Here is a 24,374-nt window from a genome sequence, read left to right as displayed (position 1 = left end):
CGGCCCTTCCCCACCCCGACAACACCGCGCGGGGCGGGGCTCGGGGGGTGGGGGGGCGGGCCCCCCCCCGGGGGGGGGCCCCCCCGGGGGGGGGGGGGGGGGGGGCGCCGGCCCCCCCCCCCCGGCCCCCCCCCCGCCACCGTCACACCCGTGGGGTGATCTCCGCCATCGGTGACCAACCCCCGCCCTCCACCTCGACGTTGATGATGTCAGGCGTCGCGGCGACGACGTCCGGCATCCACGCGACGGCCGCCTCGAAGTGCTCGGAGCCGACGTGGGCGGCGCCGGCCTCCGGGGACGCGAACGCCTCCAGCAGGACGAAGCGGTTGGGGTCGGCCGCGTCGACCGACCACTCGAAGAACAGGTTGCCGGGCTCGGCCCGGGTCGCGGCGGTGAAGCCGGCGACCCGGTCGAGCCATTCCTCGCGGTACTCCGGGCGGACGGGGAACCGTACGGCGATGAAGATCATGCGGTGCTCCAGTGTTGTCGGGACGGCACGCGGAAACGCACCGTCCCGAGCGTGCCCCCCACGGGCAGGCGACGGGAGGTGTCCCACCGTGGACACCTCCCGTACGGGGACGGCCACCGGACGGTTCACTACCGCGCCCGGCGCCGTCGCACACCCCGTCGCACACCCCGTCGCCCGGGTGATGAAGGGCCGCCGAGACCGGCGGCGGAAGGCGCCCCGCACGCAGACGCCTCCCGCCCGTGCACCGCTACCGGGCCACGGCCACCCCGCCCGGCACGCGTGCGTACCCCGTCGGCCTGGCCGTGAACGTGCCCCGGCCCTGGGTCCTGCTGCGCAACCGCGTCGCGTAGCCGAAGAGTTCGGACAGGGGCACGGTCGCGGTGACGATCGCCGAGCCCGTGCGGGTCGTCGAGCCGGTGACGCGGCCGCGGCGGGCGGCCAGGTCGCCGAGGACTCCGCCGACCGCGTCCTCGGGCACGGTGACGGTGACCTCGACGACCGGTTCGAGGAGGACCGTCTCGCAGGCGCGCAGGGCGTCCCGCAGGCCGAGGCGGCCGGCCGTGCGGAACGCCTGCTCCGAGGAGTCCTTCACATGGGTCGCCCCGTCGGTCAGCGTGACGCGCAGCCCGGTCACCGGGAAGCCGCCGATCGGCCCCTCGGTGAGGGCGTCACGGCACCCGGCCTCCACCGAGCGGACGTACTCCTGCGGCACCCGCCCGCCGACGACCGCCGAGCGGAACTCGAAGCCGAGGTCGGGTCCGTCGAAGGGTTCGACATCCAGGACCACATGCGCGAACTGCCCCGATCCGCCGTCCTGTTTGACGTGCCGGAAGACCAGGCCGGACACACCGCGCACGACCGTCTCGCGGTAAGCGACCCTCGGGCGGCCTGCGTTGACCTCCACACCCGTGGCCTGACGGATCTTCTCCACCGCGACCTCCAGGTGCAGTTCGCCCATGCCGGACAGGACCGTCTGGCCGGTCTCGGTGTCGGTCCGTACGACCAACGACGGGTCCTCCTCGGCCAGTCGGGCGAGCGCCGACGCAAGCCGGTCGGTGTCGGTGCTCCTTCGCGCCTCGACCGCCACCGAGACCACCGGGTCGGCGACCGTGGGCGGTTCGAGGACGAGCGGGGCGTCCGGCGCGCACAGGGTCGAGCCGGCGCGGGCTGACTTGAGTCCGGCCACGGCGACGATGTCCCCGGCGACCGCCCGCTCCAGCCGTTCGTGCCGGTCGGCCTGGACCCGCAGGATGCGCCCGATCCGCTCGGTGCGCCGCGCGCCCGGGTCCCACACCGTGTCTCCTCTCTCGATCGTGCCCGAATAGATCCGCAGATACGTCAGCCGCCCGGTGCCCGCCGCACTCACCTTGAACGCCAGCGCGGAGAACGGCAGTTGTGGATCGGCCGCCCGCTCCTGCTCACCGCCGTCGTACGTCCCCCGTACCGGCGGCACGTCCGACGGCGAGGGCAGATACGCCACCACGGCGTCCAGCAGCGGCTCGATGCCGCGGTTGCGGTAGGCCGAGCCGCACAGCACGACCAGACCGTCCCCGGTGCGCGTGAGGTCGCGCAACGCCACGCCCAACGTCTCGGCGGAGACGGTGGATTCGGCGTAGAACTCCTCCAGGGCGACCGGGTGCAGCTCCGCCACCGCTTCCTCCAGCAGCCGCCGGCGTCGCAGCGCCTCCTCCAACAGACCGTCCGGTACCGGGAGTTCGGCCGGCGTGTCGTTGCCGTCGGTCCACACCAGGGCGCGCAGCCGCAGCAGATCGACGACTCCGGTGAACCCGCCCTCCGTGCCGATCGGCAACTGCACCACCAGCGGCGCCGGATGGAGCCGTTCGCGGATGGACGCGACGGCCGTGTCGAGGTCGGCGCCCGCGCGGTCCAGCTTGTTGACGAAGGCGATGCGCGGCACGCCGTAGCGGTCGGCCTGGCGCCACACCGACTCGCTCTGCGGCTCCACGCCCGCGACCGCGTCGAAGACCGCGATCGCGCCGTCGAGGACACGCAGCGAACGCTCCACCTCGTCGGCGAAGTCGACATGGCCCGGGGTGTCGATCAGGTTGACGCGGTGACCGGCCCAGGCGCAGGTGACGGCCGCGGCGAAGATGGTGATCCCACGGTCGCGCTCCTGGGGGTCGAAGTCGGTGACGGTCGTGCCGTCGTGGACCTCACCGCGCTTGTGGGTCGTCCCGGTGAGGTAGAGGAACCGCTCGGTGACGGTGGTCTTGCCGGCGTCGACGTGGGCGAGGATGCCCAGGTTGCGGACGGCGGAGAGCGGGGTGGTGGGAGGGCGTTCGGTGCGCACGGCCCGTGGCCTTTCGAGAGTGATTCCGTGCAGGGCGGCGCGATTCCCGTACGAGGGCGAGCAGTTGACGTCGTGTCAGATCGCTGTCACGTCACGGGTGTCCGGTACCGGCCGCGCGGCGGGCACCGGAGGGACGAGGACAGGAGGATCACGGCGGTGTGGTCACGCACGGCGGGCTCCCCTCACTCGTCAACGGATGTGGCGAGTGTAGGGAAGCCCGGGGTGGTGGGGCACCGGATTTTCCGGTGGACGGGTCAGGAGCAGGTGGGTACGCCGTCGAGCCAGGCCGGTCCCTGGATGTAGATGTTGGTCACCCAGGCCTTGTAGTCGGGCAGGTAGGACCAGGCGTCGTTGGTGTAGCCGTCGGAGGTGACGAGCTCCGCGTGCTTCTGGCACTCGACGCGGACGGAGGTCGGGCCGGGGAACGCGTAGACGCGACCCGCGCTGACGGAGGGTGCCGTCTTCGTCCAGACGCCGGTGCCCCAGGTCCGGAAGACATGCCCGGTCACCGCACCGGTGTTGACGCGGACGGCCCCGAAGTAGTCGGGGCTCAGGCGGACATCACTGACCATCAGACGCGTGCCGGACTGCTTGGCCTCGACCATCTTGCCCGCGCCGAGGTAGATCGCGATGTGGTGCAGGTCCGCGGAGTCGCCGTAGGCGAGCAGGTCGCCGGGAAGCAGCGGGGCGAGGCCCTGCGCGGCGGTGAAGCGGGCGGCGGCGCGGGTCGTGTAGTACTGCTGGCTCGCGTCGCCGTTGAGGATGTCGGAGCCGGCGGCCTGCGCGTAGGCGTAGCGGACGAGGCCCGAGCAGTCGAAGCCGAGCCGCTCGGGGTCGTGTTCGCTGGCCGGGTCGGTGGGGTCGACCTGGCCGTAGGTGGCGCCGGGCTGCGCGCCGTGGCCGCCGCCCCACGTGTACCAGGTGCCCGCGTCGACCTGGGCGCAGGCCGCGGCGATCGCGCTCTGCGCGGCGGCCGAGGCGCCCGGTGCGAGGACCCCGCAACTGCTCGCCGCCGGTGCGGCCGGGGCCGCGACGGCCGCGGGTGCCCAGAGGAGGAGGGCGAAGAGCCCGATGAGTGTGCCGATGATTCCGGTCCGCCGGAGCATGCCGGGACCCCCGTCTGCTGTGGTCCGAAGTGGTCGGGCACCAGCCTGCCGACCCCGGCCCCGGCGGGTCGAGGACCCGGCGTCACCCCACCCCGAGAGGCAACGGGAAACCCTCGGGAAACCCGCTCCCACCAGGGGAGTTCGGCTCCGCGCGGTCAGGGCTTCGCGCACCCGGTGGTGAAGGACACGGGCAGTCCCGGCAGCAGCGTCCCGCGCGCCTCGGGGCCGATCGCCGTGCGCAGCCGGCAGATCCGGGTGAGCTGCGCGCCGAGGTCGAGGTCCCACAGCCGCACGGTCCCGTCGTTGCTGCTGCTGGCGAGGGTCCGGCCGTCGGGCGCGAACGCGACGCCCCACACCGCGTTCGTGTGCCCGGTGAGCGTGGCCCACGGCCGCCGCCCGGACACATCCCAGAGCCGTACCGTACGGTCGCTGCCGCTGCTCGCGAGGAGCCGGCCGTCCGGCGAGAAGGCGAGGCCGCGCACGGATCCGGTGTGGCCGGTGAGGGAGGACTCGAAGCGGCGGTGGCGGACGTCCCACAGGCGGACGGTGCCGTCGTTGCTGCTGCTCGCCAGGGTCCGCCCGTCGGGGCTGAAGGCCACGCCCCGGACGGCACCGGTGTGGCCGCTGAGGGTGGCGAGCGGGCGGTGGGTCGCCGTGTCCCACAGACGGACGGTCAGGTCGTCGCCGGCGCTGGCGAGGACGCGGCCGTCCGGGCTGTACGTGACATCGTTGGCAGAGTCCGAGTGGCCTTTGAGGACGGCGAGTTGACGGTGGCTCGCGAGGTCCCACACGCGGACCGTGCGGTCGGCGCCCGCGGAGGCGAGGGAGCGGCCGTCGGGCGCGAACGCGACGGAGAAGACGTCCCCGGTGTGGCCGGTGAGGGTCGCCAGCGCGCGGTGCGTGCGGACGTCCCACAGCCGGATCGTGCCGTCCGAGCCCGCCGAGGCGAGGGTGCGACCGCCCGGGGCGAACGCCACCGAGAAGACGCTCTCGCGGTGACCCGTGAACGTCGTCACGACCCGGTGCCGGGCCACGTCCCACAGCCGTACGGTGTGGTCCGCGTCGGCGGTCGCCAGGAGGGTCCCGTCCGGGCTGTAGACGGCCTGCGATACCTCGGTGAACGGACGGGCGCTCAGCACCGGGCCGCGCAGGTCCCACAGGACCACCGACTGGTCGAAGCCGCCGGTGGCCAGGGTCGTCCCGGTGGAGTCCACGGCGACGGACATCACATAGTCGGTGTGCCCGGCGAGGATCGCGGCCGGCCGGCCGGTGCGCACGTCCCACAGCCGGGTCGTGCCGTCGCCGCCCGCGCTGACGACCGTGGTGCCGTCGGGTGTGTAGGCGACCGCGTTGACGTCGTCGCTGTGTCCGGTCAGGGTCGCCGTGGCCCGGTGCGTGGCCAGGTCCCACAGGCGTACGGTCCGGTCGACGCCCCCGGAGGCCACGCTCCGCCCGTCCGGCCCGAACGCCACCCCGAGCACTTCGTCGGTGTGCCCCCTGAGCACGGCGAGGGCGCGGCCCCGGTCGGTGTCCCACAGCCGTACGGTCCGGTCGGCGCCGCCCGTGGCCAGGGTCCGTCCGTCCGGGGCGTAGGCCAGCGAGTTGACCCGGCCGGTGTGTCCGACGAGCCGCACCACGGAGGGGTGGCCCGCGCCGAGGTCCCACAGTCGGACCGTTCCGTCCTCGCCGGCGACCGCGAGGGTACGGCCGCGGGGGTCGAAGGCGAGCGTGCGCGCGCCCGCGGTGCTCGCGGGCAGCAGGGTCCGCAGCCTGTGGTCGGCGGTGCCCCAGATCCGTACCGGCCCGTCCGAGGACGTCGCCGCGACGGTGGCGCCGTCGGGGCTGAAGCCGACCGAGCGGACCCGTCCGGGGAGGCTGAGCGTGGCGGTGGTGCGGTGGTCGGCGGTGCGGCGCAGTTGTACGGTGCCGTACGCGTCGGCCGTCGCGAGGAGGCTGCCGTCGGGGGCGAAGGCGACCGCGTTGACCGGCCCGTGCCGGCCGGCGAGGCGGGCGGAGAAGGCCTGGGCCTGGGTGCTGAGGAGGGCGCCGCGCGCCTCGGGGGTGCGGTCGGCGCGGTAGGCCTCCTCGGCGAGCAGCATCGAGGCCTCGGGCTGGCTGCCGGCCAGCGAGGTGGACTGCACGGCGAGGGCCTGGGAGCGGGCGGCGCGCTCCTGGTCGAGGGCGCCGGCGCGCTGCTGCAACGCGAGGCCGCCGGCCGTCACGGCCAGGCCGAGGAGGACGGCTAGGGTCGCGAACAGGGCCTGGCGCAACCGGATCTGACGTCTCGCCAGATGTCGGCGCGTGTCCTCTTCGGCCTGGCTGGCCCGGAGGAAGGCCTCCTCGCGGGGGCCGAGGCGGGCGCGGCCGTCGAGTTCGTCGGCCCAGGAGCGGACCGTGTCGAGGCGGGTGCCGCGGTAGAGGGCGGACGGGTCGCGGTGCTCGCGCTCCCATTCGGCGGCGGCGTGGGCGAGTTGCTGGTGGATGAGGAGTCCGGCGCGGTCGGCGTGGATCCAGTCGCGCAGCCGGGGCCAGGCGTGCAGCAGGGCCTCGTGGGTGATCTCGACGGTGTCGCTGTCCACGGTGATCAGCCGGGCCCGGACGAAGACGTCGAGGGCGGCCGACGCGGCGTCCGCGTCGGCGAGTTGTTCCATCAGGGCGCTGCGCCCGGCGCGGCGGCGGGTCGCGACGGTCCCCTCGTCGGACACGTGCACGAGCCGGGACAGGACGCGCCGGATGGTCTTCTGCTCGGCCGGGTACAGCTGGGCGAACACGGTCTCGGCGGTGCGGGCGACGGCGCCCTGGATGCCGCCGGTGCGTTCGTACCCGGCCACGGTGAGGGTGGTGTTCTCGCGTTGCTGCCAGGTGGCGAGGAGGGCGTGGGAGACGAGGGGCAGGGCGCCGGACGGGGTGTCGTCGGGGGTGGCGGCGGGGTGGGCGGTGCCGGGCTCGTCGCGCAGTCCGGCGTCGCGCAGCAGGAGGGGGACCAGGCCGGGTTCGAGGGTGACGCCGGCGAGTTCGGCGGGGCGGGTGATGGATTCCCGCAGTTCGGCCACGGACATGGGGAGCAGGACGAACAGTCCGTCGGTGAACACCGGGGCGAGTTCCGGGAGTTCGAGGCAGCGGCCGGTGAAGTCGGCGCGGACGCCGAGCACGACGACGGCGGGGTCCGGGCCGGTGGACAGCGACCGCAGGACCCGGACGAAGGCGCGTCTCTCGCTCTCGTCGGAGCAGAGGGTGAACAGTTCCTCGAACTGGTCGACCAGCAGCACCGGCAGGACCGGGGGCGGGCGGCGGCCGTCGGGGCCGGGCGGGGCACCTTCCGAGCGGGTGCGGACCGCTTCCAGCAGGGCCTCGGGGCGGTCGGCCACCTGCCGCGCGGTGAGGTCGAGATCGCTGCCGAGGACCTTCGCCGTACGTTCGAGGAGTTCGTCCAGCGGATGGGCGGTGGGGGTGACGGCGACCACCGGCCAGCGCTCGGCGCCGGGCATCGGGAAGCCGCCGGGGCGCCGTAACGCGGGGATGAGACCGGCGTTCAGGAGCGAGGACTTGCCGGCGCCGGACGGGGCGACCAGTAACAGCGGTCCGCCGCCGACGCGTTGGAAGACCCGCTCGACGAGCGCGGCCGTGGCCCGCTCCCGGCCGAAGAACCAGGCCGCGTCCCGCGGGGTGAACGCCGCCAGTCCGCGATACGGACAGGCGGGCTCGGTGCCGTCGGCGGCGGGTCCCCCGGCGCGCTCCGCCGGGCCGGCTTCGCGCACCAGCTTGAGCAACTCGCCCTCGGCGCCCAGGATGTGGTCGCACTGGCGGGCCACGTCGAGGGTCGCCCGCTTGACGCCGGTCTCGATCTTGCTGAGATAGCCCTTGCTGTAGTGCGTCCGGCGCGCCAGGTCGGCCAGCGACAGTCCGCGCTCCCGGCGCAGCCGTCTGAGCTGCGCCGGAAAGGTCGACGTGACCTGCGCGGTGCTCTCCGGCTGGTCGGACCGGTCGGTTGCCGCGTGCTGGTACTGCTGGTCCCCCAAGGCGTCCCCCCTGGCACTGCCTGCCCGCATCGTGAGACGGCGGATGCCCAGGCTACTGCGGGGGTCCGACAGGGGGCCAAGCGATTCACCCGGAGTGGCGAAAAACGGGACTGCCGGGACCGTCGTGGGCCGGTCCCGGCAGTGCTCCCCCGCGGTGAGGAGTCCCGCTACGGGCGGTTGAGGACGATGGAGTTGATGGGGGTGAAGTTGCGGAGGAGGCCGTTGTTCTCGGCGATCGTGTCGGTGCAGTTCGTACCGTTGTAGCCGTTGCACAGGCTCACGGACGCGCCGCCGTACTGGTTGTTCAGGATCCAGTGCTGGCCGACCTGGTTGCTGAGGTTGTGGGCGCCGTAGCTGTAGTACACGTCGGTCGGGTGCGGGTTGTCCTTCGGGACCACGCCCTCGCCGTAGATGCAGACCGCCCCGGACGGGCAGCCGTCCCAGGGGACCGTGCCGGCGGGCTTCGCCTGGGCTGCCCCGCTCATCGCCACCAGTGCGGTGGCCGCGGTGGCGAATACGGCGGCGGCGCTGAACATCTTGCGCATGTTTCCCCCTAATGGGTCTCCTGCGGTGTCGCAGGCCGTGCTCGGTGCTGTCGGAAATCAGCCTGACCCGAGGGACTCCCGGGGTCGACGGGTTTCCTGTTGCCCGTCCGGGGGACGACCGGGAAACCCGGTCCGAGCAGGGGTGTTGTACGGCGGAGGTCAACCGGCGCGGCGCTCGTTCGGCCGCCGCGGGCTCAGTCCCAGCCGCTTCGGCGCGTACTTGTCCAGCCAGGTCAGCAGCCCGTTCAGGATCAGGGTCGTCACCACCAGGACGATCAGTCCGGCGAACTCGGTCACGGCGTCGAGGTTCATGGCCGAGGTGAACAGTTCGTGGCCGACGCCTTCGGAGGAGGCGATGAACTCGCCGCCGATGACGCCGAGGATCGCCGGCGGGCCGCCGGTCCTGAGGGCGGCGAAGAAGGGGGCGGCAAGGGTGGGGATCGTGACGTGGCCGAGGACGTGACGGCGGCGGCCGCCCATCACCTGGACGATCTCGACGAGTTCGCGTTCGCGCGGGCGCAGCCCGAGACAGACGTTGCAGAAGACGACGAACGGCACGCCCGTCACGGCGATGTTGATCTTCGACCAGGGGCCGATGCCGAAGAACAGCGGGAAGAGCGGGGCGAGGGCGATCTTGGGGATGCCGTTGACGGCGGCCACCAGGACGCCACTGCGCGAAGACGGCGATCGAGTCGGGGTTCGGCAGGGGCAGGGAGGTCCCGGTGCCGGTCAGCAGCCCGGAGCGCGGGTCCACGGCGAACACGTCGACCGTGCTGCTCGCCTCGTTGGCGACCAGCAGCCAGCGCCCGCTCGGGTGCACGGTGAAGCTCCAGGGCTTCAGTCCTCCGCCGGGGACGCGCTGGAGAAGGGAGAGCAGCCCGGTGCGCCGCTCGGTCTCGTACACAACGAGGGTGTTCTCACCGCGACTTGAGACGTGGACGAAGCGGCCGTCGCGACTGATGGCCAGTTCGGCGCCGCTCTTGGTGCCGGTGAAGTCGGGCGAGTCGATCGCGAGGCTCCGACGGTGCGCCGATTCGCCCGATCTGCCGTCCCGGTCGAGGAGTTGGAGCTCCGCCGTCAGCTCGGTCAGCAGATACGCCTTCCGTCCGTCGGGGTGGAAGACGAGTCGGCGCGGGCCCGCGCCTGCGTCGGTGACGTAGGCGCCGGGTCCGCCCTCGCCCGGGGACAGCGCACCCGTCGTACCGTCGAAGCCGTAGACGAAGACGCGGTCGGCGCCGAAGTCCGCGACCAGGGCGTGGCGGCGGCCCGGGACCACGACGATCTCGTGCGGGTGCGGGCCCAACTGCCGTGGCCTGGGCCCCGATCCGGTGTCCACCACGACCGACACCGGTGCACCGAGGGTGCCGTCCCGGTGGATCGGGAGGGAAACGGCGAGCCCCGCCTCGAAGTTGGCGACCAGCAGCGTGCCCGAGGGCCGGTCGACGCGGAGGTGGAAGAGGCCGCCGCCGGCCGTGTCTCCGGCGTCCGTGCCGACCTGACCGGTCCGCGTCAGCGCGCCGGTCGAGCGGTCGACGGCGAGGACGGTGACGATTCCGCCGTTGAGCCGGCTGCCGACGTAGAGGACCGGGCGGTCCGGATGTGCCGTCACCCAGCCCGAACTCACCTGTGCCATCAGCCCGATGGACGTCAGGGTTCCGTGGACGGGGGCGAACCGGACGCCGTGGACCTGCCCGCCGTTCCAGGTGCCGACGTGGAGAAGATCGGGTCTCGCCCGTGGTGCGGCTTCGGCGCTCCGGCGGCTGGCGGCACGGTGGCCGCCATGGCACCCAACATCGTTCTGCGGGACACAGTCCCTGTGAACTCGACCATGGACAGCGACAGTTGTCCCGATGTGCCGCAGCGTCCACAGCGCGTACGAAGCTGTGCGTGCGGGCCGCGCAACCTGAGCCTTCACGAACAAATGACCCAACTGGGCTACTGCTCGGGCGAGTTGGGGCGGGCGAGGCCGAGGTCGTAGGCCAGGATCACCGCCTGGATGCGGTCGCGGGCGCCGACCTTCGCCAGGACGCGGCCGACGTGGGTCTTCACCGTGGACTCGGAGAGGAAGAGGCGTTCGGCGATCTCGCCGTTGGTCCAGCCTCTGCCCATGGCGACGAGGATCTCGCGTTCGCGTTCGGTGAGGGAGCGGATGCGGGGGTCGTCCGTCGCGGGCACCGCCTCGGGGCCTTCCGGTGAGAGTTTCGGCAGATGCTGGGCGTAGGCGTCCAGCAGCCGGCGGGTGAGGGCGGGGGCGATGACCGCGTCGCCGGAGGCCACCGCGCGGATGCCGGCGAGGAGTTCCTCGGGGTGGGCGTCCTTGAGGAGGAAGCCGCTGGCTCCCGCGCGCAGTGCCTCGTGGGCGTACTCGTCGAGGTCGAAGGTGGTCAGGATGAGGACGCGGGAGCGGTCGCCTGCCGCGACGACCCGGCGGGTGGCCTCGATGCCGTCCATGCCGGGCATGCGTACGTCCATCAGGATCACGTCGGGACGCAGTTCGGCCGCCATCCGGACCGCCTCGCCGCCGTGCCCGGCCTCGCCGACCACCTCGGTGTCGGGGTTGGCCTCCAACAGCATGCGGAAGCCCAGGCGTTGGAGGGGCTGGTCGTCCACGATGAGCACGGTCGTCATGCCGCTCCCCCGATCGCGTCGAGCGGGGTGAGGTCGAGGGTGGCCCGTACCGTCCAGCCACCGCCGGGAGCGGGGCCCGCGGTGACGGTGCCGTCGTAGAGGGCCGCGCGTTCTCTCATGCCGGCGAGTCCGTGTCCTTCGTCGTGGCTCGGTGCGGGTCCGGTGGCGGTGCCGGCCGGGCCGGTGTCGTGGCAGTCGATGCGCACCCGTGCGTCCTCGACGTTCACCGCCAGTTCGACGCGGGTGTCGTGGCCCGCGTGCTTGAGGGCGTTGGTGAGGGCCTCCTGCACGATGCGGTACACGGTCAGTTGGACCCCGCGGTCCAGGGCGGCCTGGTCGCCGCCGGTGCGGTAGACGACCTGGGGACCGGCCGCGCGGATCCGGGCGCAGAGGGCGTCGAGGTCGGCGATGCCGGGTTGCGGGCTGAGTTCGGGGGCGTCGGGTGTGGCGCTCTGCACCCTCAACACGCCCAGCATGCGGCGGAGTTCACCGAGCGCCTGGCGGCCGGTGTCGCCGATGAGGAGCAGGGCCTGCTTGCCGCGTTCGGGGGCGAGGTCGGTGGCGTAGGCGCCGCCGTCGGCGAGGGTGATGATGACGGAGAGGTTGTGGCCGATGATGTCGTGCATCTCCCGTGCCACGCGGGTGCGTTCGGCGGCGGCGGCCAGTCTGCTGCGCTGGTCGCGCTCGATCTCCAGCCGGGCCGCGCGGTCGCGCAGCACGGCGAGCTGGGCGCGCCGGATGCGGACGACGAAGCCGAGCGCGACGGCCGCGGTGATGGTGCTGAACAGGACGAACAGCGCGTCCAGGACCGGCACTTGGGACGGCAGCCGCAGCGCGAACAGGCCCAGGGCGGCGAGGGAGACCGCACAGGCGACGGGCAGGCGGCGCAACTGCCCGTGCAGGACCAGGCTGTAGAGGGAGATCAGCAGGGCGACGTCGGCGCGCAGCCAGACCCCCAGCCCCGCCTGGACGAAGAACACGGCGGCGATCAGCGCGAAGGCCAGGGTCGGCCTGCGGCGCCGCAGCAGCAGCGGCAGCACCAGTCCGGCCTGGAGGGCGACGGTCGCCGGCCAGGGCAGATGGATGAAGCTGTTGTCGAAGCCGCGCCGTCGGCCGTCGTCGTCGTCCAGCATGTCCGGCAGACAGAACACCAGCACGATGAGGACGACGAGGGCGGTGTCCAGCACCCACGGACGTCTCCGGTCGCCCTGTTTGATCCGCCGGCCGAACCGGGACAGGCCGCCGGCCACGGGGTGACTCCACGGGAGGTCCGTCTCCGCGAACAGCACGTGGGCGGGGTCGTCGAGGCTCATCGGTGTCACTGGTCCGGGTTCATGGAGGTCACCTGTTCATTGTGGGCCGGGTGCGCGACGTTCGGGCGTCGGACACCCGGCCCTGCCGGCCTCAGGCGTCCGTCCGCACCAGCCGGTACGCCGCCCCGGCCAGCGCGAGCGCCGTCCAGCCGAGGAAGACCAGGAGTCCGGCGCCGGGCGAGAGGGTCGTCGCGTCGTGGGTCAGCGCGAACATCGCCTGGCCCGCGTTGCTCGGCAGATAGGGGCTGATGTCGTCCTGCCAGGAGCTGGGCAGCAGCGTGATCAGGCCCGGCACCAGCATGAACGTGGCGACCAGGACCGAGATGCCGCCGGCGACCGAGCGCAGCAGCGCGCCCAGCGCGGTGCCGATCACACCGACCAGACCGAGGTAGAGACCGGCGCCGAGCAGGCTGCGGACGACTCCGGAGTGGGAGAACGCGAGGGCCGCGGGCGTGCCGGAGACGATGCCGCCGACGATCGGGAACGCGACGAACACCCCGACGAGGGAGACACCGAGCGCGACCACGCCGAACACCAGGGCCTTGGACCACAGCACCGGCAGACGGCGCGGTACGGCGGCCAGCGTGGAGCGGATCATGCCGGTCGAGTACTCGCCGGCGGTGACCAGGACACCCAGCACACCGAGCGCGAGCTGCGCGAAGTTCGTGCCGAACAGGGAGATGTCGAGCGCGGTGGAGTTGGCGTCGTCGGGCCTCAAGTTCCCTCCGTCGTAGGAGGACTTGTAGTGCGCGGCGGCGATCAGGCCGAACGCGATCAGGAACAGCAGGCCCAGGCCCAGGGTGATCCAGGTGGAGCGCAGGGACCACAGCTTGGCCCACTCGGAGCGCAGCACGCGGCGCCCGGTGACCTTGTACGGCGGACGGGCCGGTTTCACCGGCGCGGGTGCGGCGCTGTCGGTCGCGGTGATGGTGCTCACGCGGCCCTCCCGGGGGTCTCGACGGTGGTGGAGCCGTGGTACTCGACGGCGTCCCGGGTCAGATCCATGAACGCCTGCTCCAACGAGACGGTGCGCGCGCTGAGTTCGAAGAGCGGGATGCCGTGCTCGGCGGCCTTGCGGCCGATGGCCCGCGCGCTCACCCCGGTGACGTGCAGTTCCTCGGAGCCGACCTCGCCGGTGATCTCGACGCCGGGACCGGCGAGGACCTCGCGCAGTTTGGCCGGCTGCTCGGAGGCGACGGTGACGGTGTCGCCGCCCGCGTGCCGGACCAGGTCCTGAACGGTGGTGTCGGCCAGCAGCCGCCCCCGTCCGACGATGATCAAGTGGTCGGCGACCAGGGCCATTTCACTCATCAGGTGCGAGGAGACGAAGACGGTACGACCGTCCGCGGCGAGCCCGGTCAGCAGGTTGCGGATCCACAGCACGCCTTCGGGGTCGAGGCCGTTGACGGGTTCGTCGAGCATGACGGTCGCCGGGTCGCCGAGGAGCGCGGCGGCGATGCCGAGCCGCTGCCCCATGCCGAGGGAGAAGGCCCCGGCACGCTTCTTGGCCACGCTCTGGAGCCCGGTCAGTTCGATGACCTCGTCGACGCGGCGGCGCGGGATGCCGTGCGTGTGGGCCTGTGCCATCAGGTGGTCGAACGCGGAGCGGCCCGGGTGGATCGACTTGGCCTCCAGGAGCGCGCCGACCTCCTGGAGCGGGGCACCGTGGCCGGCGTAGGGCTTGCCGTTGACCGTGACGGTGCCGCTGGTGGGCGCGTCCAGGCCGACGATCATGCGCATCGTGGTGGACTTCCCGGCGCCGTTGGGGCCCAGGAAGCCGGTGACCGTGCCGGGCCGGACGACGAAGTCCAGCCGGTCGACCGCCGTCTTCTCGCCGTACCGCTTAGTCAGTTGATGTGCCTCGATCATCGGTTTCCCTCACGCTCACGTGCCGCCGCCCCCACTGGGCTTTTCCACCGGCAACGCTAGGAGCCGGAGGGGCTCGAACCCGTCGTACCGAGGGGCCGTTGCGGGGGCGGGCGTAGTACCGAGGTACCACTGCGTGCCGTGCGCCGCGCACGTGTGTTGTGTACGTTCCCACTCCATTCGCGCGAAGAATGCGCCCACCAACTGCGGGAAATACAACCGACACACATATTTACAGCGCCTGTTACCTCTCCTACTGTGAACGTTCTCAGAACCAACCCGCATGCGCATGTCAGTCGACCCAAGGAGGTCGGGTACCCCGTGAAAATCCCGGGCCGCATAGTGAAGGCCGCCTTGCTGCTGGCCGCAGTCGCCCTGCCGGCGGCGATGCTCACCCCCACCGACGCCGCCGCCGCGAACTCGCTCACCATGCTCGGCGCCGACGTCTCGTCCGCACAGCGCGCGATCGATCTCGGCGCCAAGTACTACGACTCCAGCGGGACCGCCAAGGACCCGCTGGACATCCTCAAGGGCGCCGGCGTCAACTACGTCCGCCTGCGGATCTGGAACAACCCCGCCAGCGGCTACAACAACAAGGCGAAGGTGCTGGCCTACGCGAAGCAGGTCAAGGCCAAGGGTCTCAAGCTGCTGATCGACTTCCACTACTCGGACACCTGGGCCGACCCGGGCAAGCAGTACAAGCCCGCGGCCTGGTCGAGCCACGGCATCAGCGCGCTCCAGACCGACGTCTACAACTACACCTACGACGTCTGCAACAGCCTCAAGTCCCAGGGCACCACCCCGGACAGCGTGCAGATCGGCAACGAGATCAACGTCGGCATGCTGTGGGACGACGGCAAGGTCGTCAACAACAGCTTCACCAACCTCGGTCTGCTGCTGAAGTCGGGCTACAACGCGACGAAGGCGTGCAACAGCTCCACCCAGGTGATCATCCACACGGCCGACGCGGACAGCGACTCCAACGCCCGGTGGTTCTACGACGGCATCAAGGCGCAGGGCGTCAACTGGGACATCACCGGGCTGTCGTACTACTGCATGTGGCACGGCACGCTGGCCAACATGGGCAGCGTCGTCTCGGACATGAAGTCGCGCTACGGCAAGGACGTCATCATCGCGGAGACGGCCTATCCGTTCACCTCGTCCGACGCGGACAGTACGGCGAACTCGGTGACGTCGGGGTGCTCGGGCTATGCGCTGACCTGGGCGGGCCAGGGCGCGGAGTTCACCGCCGTGCAGAACACGGCGCGCAGTGCGGGGGCGATCGGGGTCTTCTACTGGGAGCCGACCTGGTACGCGGTCACCGGCAACGGCTGGGACCCGGCCAACATCGCCACCAGCGGGGACGGTTGGGACAACATGGCGATCTTCAACTGGACCGGACAGGTGAACCCGAATGTGAAGTGGACGCCGTAGAAGAGTAGTTCCACGGGTTACGAGCGGCGCCGCCTTCTTCTCAGGGCGGTGCCGCGTTCCGTGTTCACGGCTGAATCACTGCTGATGGTCCGTCAAGGTTCTGTATACGGCCGCGGACTTGGGGTTGGAGCGGCAGCGCCAGACGCCGTGGGGACAGTAGTCGCTGATGGTCTGGTAGAGCGGGCGTTGGCCGGCCATCCAGGTGAGCATGCCGCGCATGTAGGCGGGGTTGTCGCCGTTCTCGTACAGGCCCCACTCGGGGTAGGCGACGGGTTTGCGGTGGGCGCGGGCGAAGTCGGCCTGGGCCAACAGGCCGTAGGGCTCGGTCAGTTGGCCGGTGAAGGACAGACCACGGGGCGCGTCGTAGGCGTCCATGCCGATGACGTCGACGTAGCGGTCGCCGGGGTAGCAGTCGGTCCAGGGGATCGCGTCGCGGCCGCGGTTGGGGGTGAAGTCGAAGCGGAAGCGCTGCCCGGGGACGGAGCGCATCGCGGTGACGATGCGCGTCCAGTACCGCTTCCAGGACTCCGGGTCGGGGGCGCAGCGGTGAGTGTAGGTGGTGCCGTTCATCTCCCAGCCGAGGACGATCTCGGTGTCGGGGACGCCGAGTTGGACCAGCCTTTGGGCGAGGACGCGGAAGTGGTCGTCGTAGCGTCCGTTCGCCCCCTCCCCCAGTTCGGCGCGGACCACGGAGTCGGGCAGGTGGTCCTCGTTGCGGTCCAGCATCGGCACGTTGAGCACGAGCAGCCGGTCCTGCTCCTTGTTGCGCCAGTCGGCCCACACGGCGAGGTCCTCGGAGGCGCCCTCGATGTCGCTCCAGTTGTCGCCGGCCAGATACGCGTGCCCGACCCGGGGTTCGGGCCGCCCCAGCCAGGCCCCGAACCCCGCGACCCGCCGCACGGCGTCGGCACCGTAGCCGACGTAGGCGCCGTAGGCCGTCGGCGGGCCGGGCCGGGGTGCGGTGGCCGCCTGCACGGGCGGGGGCGGGGACTCGACACCGGGTACGCAGGCGGGCCCGGCCAGCAGGACGAGCGCGAGGGCGACGGTGAACAGGGCCGACAGGTTGCGGCGCGTCCCGTGCGGGGGCACGGCTCTCCTTTTTCGTGGGTGCGGGGGCGACAGGGGCGGTGGGCTTCGCGGGGTGCGGTGGGCGTGACGTGCGGGGTTCGCGGAGTGCGGGGTTCGTGGTGTGCGGTGTGCGGGCGGCTTCGGCGGGGGCGGTGGGTGTTTGCGGGGTACGGGGGCGGCGGCGGATACCGCGCGGCAGCGGGGGCCGGGATGTGCGGGCTGCTCCCGGCGCCCGAGCAACGTATCAGCGCGGGGCGGAAGATGATGACGTAGCGCGCTATTGGGGATATGACCGGCGGGTGACACAGAGCGCCCGGCAGCGCGGGCCCGGAACCGCAGCGCCTGTTCCCGCCCACGCTCGGCCCGCACCCTGGCGACAGCACCGCACGCCTGGCACCGCCCCCACCCAGCGCGAGACCGCGAACCCGAACGGTACGAGGCTGCGCGACGCGGGCGCAGGGCCCGCTCGTCCTTCCGCCCGCGGACCCGTATCGCGTCCACGCGAAAGGACTGCGCGCCGGTGCGAAAGACGGCGGCGGGTGGCCTTGGAAGAGTCGGGGGCATGAACGCGGAACTGGTGAAGAACGTGGTGCTCGTGCACGGCGGGTTCGTGGACGGGTCCGGGTGGCGGGAGGTGTACCGGCTGCTGACGGGCGACGGGTTCCGGGTGCGCGTCGTACAGAATCCCGCCCTGTCCCTCGCGGGCGATGTCGCGGCGGTCGAGCGGACGCTGGACGCGCTGGACGGGCCGGCGATCCTCGTCGGGCACTCCTACGGCGGGGCCGTCATCACGGAGGCCGGCCATCACGAACGGGTCGCCGGTCTCGTGTACGTCGCGGCGTTCGCGCCCGACAAGGGCGAGTCCGTGAACGCGTTGATCGCCGACCCCGAGCCGGGCGCGCCGGTGCCGCCGATCCTGCCTCCGGTCGACGGGTTCCTGTTCCTCGACCGGGAGAAGTTCCACGCGTCCTTCGCCGCCGATCTCCCGTCCGCGGAGGCCGAGTTCATGGCCGACTCGCAGGTGGCGTGGGGGCTCGACGCGCTCGGCGGTGCGATCGGTGAACCGGCCTGGCGGCACAGGCCGAGCTGGTATCCGGTGGCGACCGACGACCGGATGATCCCGCCTCCCGCACAGCGGGCCATGGCCCGGCGGGCGGGCTGCACGGTCACCGGCACCGACGCCGGTCACTGCGTGTAAGTGTCCCGGCCGGACGCGGTGGCCCACCTCGTCCGGCCGGCCGCGGCCGACGCCGTCGACCTCTCCGACGTCTGACCTCCTCTGACCTCTGACGTCCGCGGCGGCTCCCGTCAACCGCTGCACCCCTCTCCCTCCCCCAACTCCCCGCCTACACTGGGCAAGCAACGAAGGATCAGCATGACGACCCCTCATATCCAGACCGTCCGCGGCCCCGTGGCCGTGAGCGACCTCGGTTCCGTCCTGATGCACGAGCACGTCTTCGTCGTCAGTGAGGAATTCCGGCAGAGCCTCCCGGAGTCCTGGGACGAGGCCGAGCGCGTCGCCGACGCCGTCTCCCGGCTGAAGGCCCTCGCCGCGACCGGTGTCTCCACGCTCGTCGACCCGACCGTCATCGGCCTCGGCCGCAACGTGGCGCGGGTCGCCGAGGTGAACGCGCAGGTCGACCTCAACATCGTTGCGGCGACCGGCGTTTACACGCTCGCCGACATCCCGGACTTCTTCCGCTACCACGGCCCGGGCACCCTGCTCGGCGGCCCCGAGGGCATGACCGACCTGTTCGTCCGCGAACTCACCGAGGGCATCGCCGACACCGGCATCAGGGCCGCGTTCCTGAAGTGCGCGATCGAGGGCGAACTCACCCCCGGCGTGGAGCGTGTGATGCGTGCCGTGGCGCAGGCACATGTGCGGACCGGCGCGCCGATCACCGTGCACACAAATCCCTTCGCCCGTACGGGACTTGTCGCACAGGAGGTGCTGCGCGGCGAGGGCGTGGATCTCGGCGCCGTGGTGATCGGGCACAGCGGCGACACCGCCGACCTGGACTATCTGCACGAGCTCATCGACAACGGCAGTTACGTCGGCATGGACCGCTTCGGGCTGGACGTGCTGCTGCCCGAGGACCAGCGGGTGGCGACCGTCGCGGCACTCGCGCGCGAGGGCTTCGCCGAGCGGATGGTCCTGTCGCACGACGCGCCCTGCCACATCGACTGGTTCCCGCCGGGCGTACGGGAGCAGATCGCCCCGAACTGGCACCACCTCCACCTGCACGAGCAGGTGCTCCCGGCCCTGCGCGCCGCCGGAGTCACCGAGGATCAGATCACGACCATGCTGGTCGACAACCCGCGGCGCTACTTCACCCCGGTCAACTCCTAGGAACCGCCCCGGGCTTCGCGCGGAGAGATGCCGAACTCCGCGCGGAACGCGGTGGCGAAGGAGGCGTGGCTGCCGAAGCCGCTGGCGTGGGCGATCTCCGCGATCGAGTACGTGGTCCAACCCTCGCTCGCCAGACAGGTCCTGGCGACGTTCAGCCGTTCGCGGCGGATCAGGTCGCGCGAGGTGGTGCCGGCGGCCTGGAGCACCTGCTGGACGTAGCGCGCGGACCAGCCGAGCGCCCGCGCGATGCCGAGGACGTCCAGGTCGCGGTCGCAGGCGTGCTCGCGGACGTAGCGCCTGATCGCGGCCTCGACGGTCGCCCGCTGTCCGGTGGGCGCCGAGTCGGTACCGCCCTCCGCCGCGAGGCACACCAGGTCGAGGAGCCGGTCGCAGGCGATGTCGAAGGTCGTCTCGGAGAGGTGCTCGCGCTCCTCGTGCAGGGTGGTGGTCAACTGCCGTACGACACGGCCGAGTCCGCGGTCACCGTCGAGGAGGTGCGGTCCCCGGGCCGCGAGCGCGCTGCGCGCCGCGAGGTGCCGGCCGGACACGATCAGGGAGATGCTGCGGAGGCCCGGTCCGTGCGCGAACCTCAGCGGCCGGTCGATGTCGCACAGCGCCATGACGCCGGGCCCGATCTCGCCGGACGCCACGCCCTGCTCCACCCAGGCCGATCCGGAGAGCGGGACGAGGAGTTCGTGGGTGCCCCGGGGGTCGGTGCGGATGTGCCGGGCGTCCCGGTCGACCACTTCCTCTCCGCCGGAGCACAGCGCGAGACTGTACGTCTTCGACCGCTGCCACTCCAGGTGCCCGACCCAGGGTGCGCGGCGGTCCGGCACCGTGATGCAGCTCGCGCCGTGGAGGCCGGTGAAGACCTCGTCCCAGGCGCTCGCGGAGGAGACGGTCAGAGCTTGGCTCCAGGAAGACACATCTCATCCTATCCACCCGAATCCGGCGATGCTCATGACAGACGGGCGCACCCTTTCCCCACTCCTGTGATCGAGTTCACGCCAATCGGGGCGAACTTTTGGACCGGTCCCGCATCGTGTACGCGTTGGAAGCACCCCGTCCGGAAGCGAGTTCTCCCTTGTCCGTGTCACGACGTTTTCGCGCCCCTGTGGTCCTCCCCGCCGACCCGTCCTGTTCCGTCCTGCGCGACGCCGTGGTCGACGTCGGCCCGGACGGCCGGATCACCCACTGCGGTACGGCCGCCACCGCTCCCCCGCTCCCGGCGGGCGTCCGGGTCACCTCGCTGTCCGGCATCCTCGCTCCCGGCCTGGTCAACACCCACGCGCACACCCCGATGACCCTCCTGCGGGGCCTCGGCGGCGACCTCCCGCTGTCGGCCTGGCTCCAGGACGCCGTCTGGCCCGCCGAAGGCCGCATGCGCCCCCGAGACGCCCACACGGGCATGCTGCTCGGCTGCGTCGAGATGCTGCGCTACGGCGTGACGACCAGCGCCGAGATGTACGCGCACGCCGAGCAGGTGGCCGACGCGGCGCTGGAGGCGGGCAGCCGGGTGCTGATCGCGCCCGCCTACTTCGACCGGCCCGGCGACGACTGGCGCACCGATCTCGCGGCCATCGGCAAGTGGATCGACGCGGACGGCCTGCGCTTCGGGCCGGGTGAGCGTGTCGAACTCTGCTACGGACCGCACTCCGCCTACACCCTGCCGCCGGAGGCACTGCGCGCCACGGCGGAGGAGGCGGCCCAGCGCGGCGCCCTGGTGCACATCCATGTCGCGGAGACCCTCGCCGAGGACGTCGCACAACGGGAGTCGCACGGTTCGGTTCCCCAACTGCTCCAGGAGACCGGGCTGTTGGACGGACGGCTGCTCGCGGCGCATGCCGTGCATCTCTCCGACGACGACATCCGGCTGCTGGCCCGGGCGGGTGCCGGTGTCGCGCACTGCCCGGGCTCCAACGCCAAACTCGCCTCCGGGACCGCCCGCCTGGCCGCGCTGCGCGCCGCGTCCGTCCCGGTGGGTCTGGGCACCGACGGGCCCGCGAGCAACGACGATCTCGACCTGTGGGAGGAGGCCCGCCTCGCGATGATGTTCTGCCGGCTCGCGACGGCCGACGCGATGGCCCTCACGGCCGCGGACGCCTTCCTCATGGCGACCTCGGCCGGAGCGGCGGCCCTGGGCCGGACCGACATCGGCTCGCTGCGCCCGGGCAGTTGGGCCGACCTGGTCCATCTCTCCGTGGACGGACCGCACTTCGCGACAGGGCTCGACGTCGAGGACGGCCGGCTGCTCGCCAACCTCATGTGGGCGGCCGGTTCCCGCGCGGTCCAGGACGTCTGGGTCGCGGGCGAGGCCGTCGTCGTGGCCGGTGAGACGGTCACGGTGGACCGCGTCGCCGCCCAGCACGCCGCCGCCGAGGCGGCCGCCCGTATCGCGTGAACCGACCTCGGACGTCGCGACCGTTCCCGTTTCCGCCCACCTCCACGGGAGGCGTCATGGCATCGGCATCCCTCACCCCGCCGGCTCTCATCGGACGATCGGCCGAACTGGCCGTTCTCGACGGGCACTTCGACACCGCCCGGGCACGAGGAGCCGGGCTGATGCTGACCGGGGAGGCCGGGGTGGGCAAGACCGCGCTGCTGGACGCCGCGGCGCTGCGCACGTCCGAGGCGGGCTTCCGGGTGCTGCGGATCTCCGGCTGCCCGTTCCAACGGGGCGTCGGCTTCTCGGCGTTGAACCAACTGCTGCACCCCCTGGCCGAGGAGATCCCCGCGCTGCCCGCACGGCAGGCGGCGACCCTCCAGGCGGTCCGCGGGCTGTCCGAGGAGCAGCCCTCGGAGCTGCTCGGCATCGCGAACGCCGTGCAGGCCCTGCTGACGCGGACCGCCACCGGGACCGGTCCGCTCGCGCTGCTCGTCGACGACGTGGCCTGGGTGGACCGGCCCAGCGCCACGGTTCTGGGCACCCTCGCCCGCTCCCCGCACACCGGCCCGATCGCCCTGCTGGGCGCGTCGCGGACCGGCGACGAGTCCCTGCTGAGCAATATCGGGATACCCGAGTACGAGGTCCGGCCGCTGGACGACGTCTCGGCGAACGAACTGGTGGCGGACCGGTTCCCCGCGATGGCGGCCAGGGTCCGCCGGCGGCTGGTCGCGGAGGCCCGGGGCAACCCCCTCGCCCTGCTCGAACTCCCGGTCCCGCTCAACGACTTGCAGCAGACGGAGCGGGGCGCCCTGCCCGCCGTACTGCCGTTGACGGAGCGCCTCAAGGGCATCTTCTCCACCCGGGTCGCCGCGCTCCCGGCCGCGACCCGCAAGCTGCTGCTGCTCGCCGTGCTGGAGGGCTCGGGTGAACTGCACATCCTCCAGCGGGCCTTGGGCGGACCGGGCAGTCTGGCCGGGCTGTCCCCCGCCGAGCGGGCCGGGCTCGTCCAGGTCGACGGGGTCACCGGCAGGCTGGAGTTCCGGCATCCGCTGACCCGTTCCGCGGTGCTGGACCTGTCGACCAGCGAGGAACGCCGGTCGGCGCACCGGGCGCTCGCCGCAGAACTCCCCGAGGGCTCCGAGCACCGGGCCCGGCACCTCGCCGACGCGGCCGTCGGCCTCGACGACCATGTGGCCGCCCTGTTGCACGAGGTGGCCTACAGCACCCTGCGGCGCGGTGACGCCGTCGGCGCCATCACGACCCTGCTGCGCGCCTCGGAGTTGAGCGGCACGGGCACCGCCAAGGCCCGGCGGCTGGCGGAGGCGGCCTGTCTCGGCGCCAACATCACCGGCGATCTGCGCAACGTCCGCGCGCTGCTGGACAACGCCGGCGACGCCGACCCGTCCGGCATGGACTCCCTCGCCGCCGCCACCGCCGCGGCCAGTCAACTCCTCAACGGCGAGGGCGATGTGGACACCGCGCACCGGCTGCTCGTCGGCGCCATCGACACCCATGTGTGGCCCGAGGACGGCGAGACGGTCGAGGACGTCTTCCGCGAGGCCCTCAACACCCTTCTCATGGTGTGCTTCTACGGCGGCCGACCGGAACTGTGGCACTCCTTCGAGGACCTCGTGGAGCGGCGGCGTCCACCCGCCTCGCGGCGCCTGCTGCCGGTGATCATGGGCACCTTCGGCGATCCGGCGTACGGCGCGCTGCCCTTCCTCGACCGGCTCGACCGCCTCGTCCTGGGCCTGCACCAACAGAGCGATCCCGTACGGGTCTTCGGCGTCGCGCTCTCCGCCTCGTACACCGACCGCCTCCCGGGCTGCCGGGGCGCGCTGCGCCGGGTCGTGGACGACGGCCGCGACGGCGGGGCCGTGGCCCTGGCCATCCAGGCGCAGTTCCTGCTGGCCAACGACGCCTACGCGGGCGGCCAGTGGGACGACGTGCTGGAGATGACCGAGGAGGGCCTCGGCTGGTGCGAGACGCACGACTATCGGCTGACGGCGTCAACAGGCCACTTCCAGCGGGGACTTGTGGCCGCCGCGCGCGGCGACGGCACCACCGCGCGGGGGATCGCGGACCGGCTGGTGTCCTGGGGCAATCCGCGCGGGCTGGGCGCGCTGCGGGTCTACGCCTCGCACATCCGGGCGCTGTCGGCGCTCGGCGGCGGGGACTTCGACACCGCCCACCGCCTGCTGCGGGCCATCGGTACGCCCGGCGAGGTGCCCCGGTTCATGCCGCACGCGCTGTGGCTCCTGCTGGACTTCACCGAGGCCGCGGTCCACACCGACCACCGCGAGGAGGCGGCCGCGCACGTGGCGGCGGTCCGCGGGACCGGCATCCCGTCGATCTCGCCCCGGCTGGCGATGGTGACGGACGCCGCCGAGGCGATGGCGAGCCCGGACTCGATCGAGCACGACCTCTTCGAGGCGGCGATCGCCACGCCGGGTGCCGAGCGCTGGCCGTTCGACTGGGCGCGGATCTGTCTGGCCTACGGCGAACGACTGCGCCGCGCGAAAGCGGGCGGCGCGGCGCGGGTGCACCTGGACGCGGCGCTCGGCACGTTCGAGCGCCTCGGCGCCGCCCCGTGGAGTGCGCGGGCGGCGGACGAACTGCGGGCGAGCGGCATCCCCGTCAAGCCCCTCAGGCCCGTCGCGCGCGACGGCCGGGACCGGCCCGCGCTGCTGACCCCGCAGGAGCGGGTGGCGGCCCAACTGGCCGCCACCGGGCTGACGAACAAGCAGATCGCCGCCCGGCTCTTCCTGTCCCCGCGCACGGTGGCGGCCCATCTCCGCAGTGTCTTCCGGAAGTTGAACGTCACCTCGCGGGGCGGCCTGCGCGACGCGCTGACCGGCCCGCTGCCGTGAGACCGCCCG

General features: G+C 72.4%; 17 protein-coding genes and 1 pseudogene. 5 read left to right on the top strand and 13 right to left on the bottom strand.

The window, feature by feature from the left end:
* Window positions 1-142: 142 nt before the first annotated feature.
* From ACIRRY_RS01740 to ACIRRY_RS01690, 11 genes and pseudogenes are all read right to left on the bottom strand, one after another.
* A complete protein-coding gene (locus ACIRRY_RS01740; protein ID WP_403966625.1) occupies window positions 143-469 on the bottom strand; it encodes a putative quinol monooxygenase in 327 nt (108 codons plus the stop codon).
* 247 nt (window positions 470-716) lie between these two features.
* Complete coding sequence (fusA, locus tag ACIRRY_RS01735) at window positions 717-2,780, bottom strand: elongation factor G (RefSeq protein ID WP_403966623.1); 2,064 nt, start codon at window positions 2,778-2,780, stop codon at window positions 717-719.
* Between the two features lie 254 nt (window positions 2,781-3,034).
* Window positions 3,035-3,886: an NlpC/P60 family protein gene (locus ACIRRY_RS01730; protein ID WP_403966621.1), complete on the bottom strand. Its 852-nt coding sequence runs from the start codon at window positions 3,884-3,886 to the stop codon at window positions 3,035-3,037.
* Window positions 3,887-4,041: 155 nt separating this feature from the next.
* A complete protein-coding gene (locus ACIRRY_RS01725; protein WP_403968302.1) occupies window positions 4,042-7,935 on the bottom strand; it encodes a helix-turn-helix domain-containing protein in 3,894 nt (1,297 codons plus the stop codon).
* A 137-nt stretch (window positions 7,936-8,072) separates the two neighbouring features.
* Window positions 8,073-8,450, bottom strand: a complete 378-nt coding sequence (locus ACIRRY_RS01720) for a hypothetical protein (protein WP_403968300.1) — start codon at window positions 8,448-8,450, stop codon at window positions 8,073-8,075.
* A 159-nt stretch (window positions 8,451-8,609) separates the two neighbouring features.
* Complete coding sequence (locus ACIRRY_RS01715) at window positions 8,610-9,110, bottom strand: ABC transporter permease (RefSeq protein ID WP_403968298.1); 501 nt, start codon at window positions 9,108-9,110, stop codon at window positions 8,610-8,612.
* Between the two features lie 37 nt (window positions 9,111-9,147).
* Window positions 9,148-10,365: pseudogene (locus ACIRRY_RS01710) on the bottom strand (lactonase family protein); the annotation flags it as partial.
* A gap of 20 nt (window positions 10,366-10,385) precedes the next feature.
* Window positions 10,386-11,078, bottom strand: coding sequence for a response regulator (locus ACIRRY_RS01705; RefSeq protein WP_403966618.1), 693 nt, complete (start codon window positions 11,076-11,078; stop codon window positions 10,386-10,388).
* Window positions 11,075-12,391: a sensor histidine kinase gene (locus ACIRRY_RS01700; RefSeq protein WP_403966614.1), complete on the bottom strand. Its 1,317-nt coding sequence runs from the start codon at window positions 12,389-12,391 to the stop codon at window positions 11,075-11,077. The genes ACIRRY_RS01705 and ACIRRY_RS01700 overlap by 4 nt, the downstream gene beginning before the upstream one ends.
* 91 nt (window positions 12,392-12,482) lie before the next feature.
* Window positions 12,483-13,328 carry an ABC transporter permease gene (locus ACIRRY_RS01695; RefSeq protein WP_403966611.1) on the bottom strand — a complete coding sequence of 282 codons (846 nt, stop codon included), beginning with the start codon at window positions 13,326-13,328 and terminating at the stop codon, window positions 12,483-12,485.
* Window positions 13,325-14,260, bottom strand: coding sequence for an ABC transporter ATP-binding protein (locus ACIRRY_RS01690; RefSeq protein ID WP_403966608.1), 936 nt, complete (start codon window positions 14,258-14,260; stop codon window positions 13,325-13,327). Before ACIRRY_RS01690 ends, ACIRRY_RS01695 begins: the two co-directional genes overlap by 4 nt.
* A 318-nt stretch (window positions 14,261-14,578) precedes the next feature.
* Between ACIRRY_RS01690 and ACIRRY_RS01685 the strand changes: the two genes are divergently transcribed.
* Window positions 14,579-15,691, top strand: coding sequence for an arabinogalactan endo-beta-1,4-galactanase (locus ACIRRY_RS01685; protein WP_403966605.1), 1,113 nt, complete (start codon window positions 14,579-14,581; stop codon window positions 15,689-15,691).
* 75 nt (window positions 15,692-15,766) lie between these two features.
* Here the strand turns inward: ACIRRY_RS01685 and ACIRRY_RS01680 are convergent, their stop codons facing one another.
* Window positions 15,767-16,780, bottom strand: coding sequence for a glycoside hydrolase family 26 protein (locus ACIRRY_RS01680; protein WP_403966602.1), 1,014 nt, complete (start codon window positions 16,778-16,780; stop codon window positions 15,767-15,769).
* Between the two features lie 541 nt (window positions 16,781-17,321).
* On the opposite strand from ACIRRY_RS01680, the gene ACIRRY_RS01675 reads away from it, so the two are divergent.
* Window positions 17,322-17,957 (top strand): alpha/beta fold hydrolase, encoded by a 636-nt coding sequence (locus ACIRRY_RS01675; RefSeq protein ID WP_403966599.1) that lies wholly within the window; start codon window positions 17,322-17,324, stop codon window positions 17,955-17,957.
* A 177-nt stretch (window positions 17,958-18,134) separates the two neighbouring features.
* Window positions 18,135-19,109, top strand: coding sequence for a phosphotriesterase (locus ACIRRY_RS01670; protein WP_403966597.1), 975 nt, complete (start codon window positions 18,135-18,137; stop codon window positions 19,107-19,109).
* Here ACIRRY_RS01670 and ACIRRY_RS01665 read toward each other — a convergent pair.
* Window positions 19,106-20,035 (bottom strand): AraC family transcriptional regulator, encoded by a 930-nt coding sequence (locus ACIRRY_RS01665; protein WP_403966595.1) that lies wholly within the window; start codon window positions 20,033-20,035, stop codon window positions 19,106-19,108. The genes ACIRRY_RS01670 and ACIRRY_RS01665 overlap by 4 nt on opposite strands.
* Window positions 20,036-20,199: 164 nt before the next feature.
* Here ACIRRY_RS01665 and ACIRRY_RS01660 point away from each other — a divergent pair, with 164 nt between their 5' ends.
* Both ACIRRY_RS01660 and ACIRRY_RS01655 read left to right on the top strand, forming a co-directional pair.
* On the top strand, window positions 20,200-21,510 hold the full coding sequence (locus ACIRRY_RS01660) for an amidohydrolase family protein (RefSeq protein ID WP_403966592.1): 1,311 nt from the start codon (window positions 20,200-20,202) through the stop codon (window positions 21,508-21,510).
* A gap of 56 nt (window positions 21,511-21,566) precedes the next feature.
* Window positions 21,567-24,365, top strand: a complete 2,799-nt coding sequence (locus tag ACIRRY_RS01655) for an ATP-binding protein (protein WP_403966589.1) — start codon at window positions 21,567-21,569, stop codon at window positions 24,363-24,365.
* Window positions 24,366-24,374 lie beyond the last annotated feature (9 nt).

Origin of the sequence: Streptomyces sp. NPDC101776, from assembly GCF_044766845.1 — a bacterium.
Classification (GTDB): domain Bacteria; phylum Actinomycetota; class Actinomycetes; order Streptomycetales; family Streptomycetaceae; genus Streptomyces.
The sequence above is the reverse complement of the archived record's forward strand: the minus strand, read 5'-3'. Positions and strand labels throughout refer to the sequence as shown.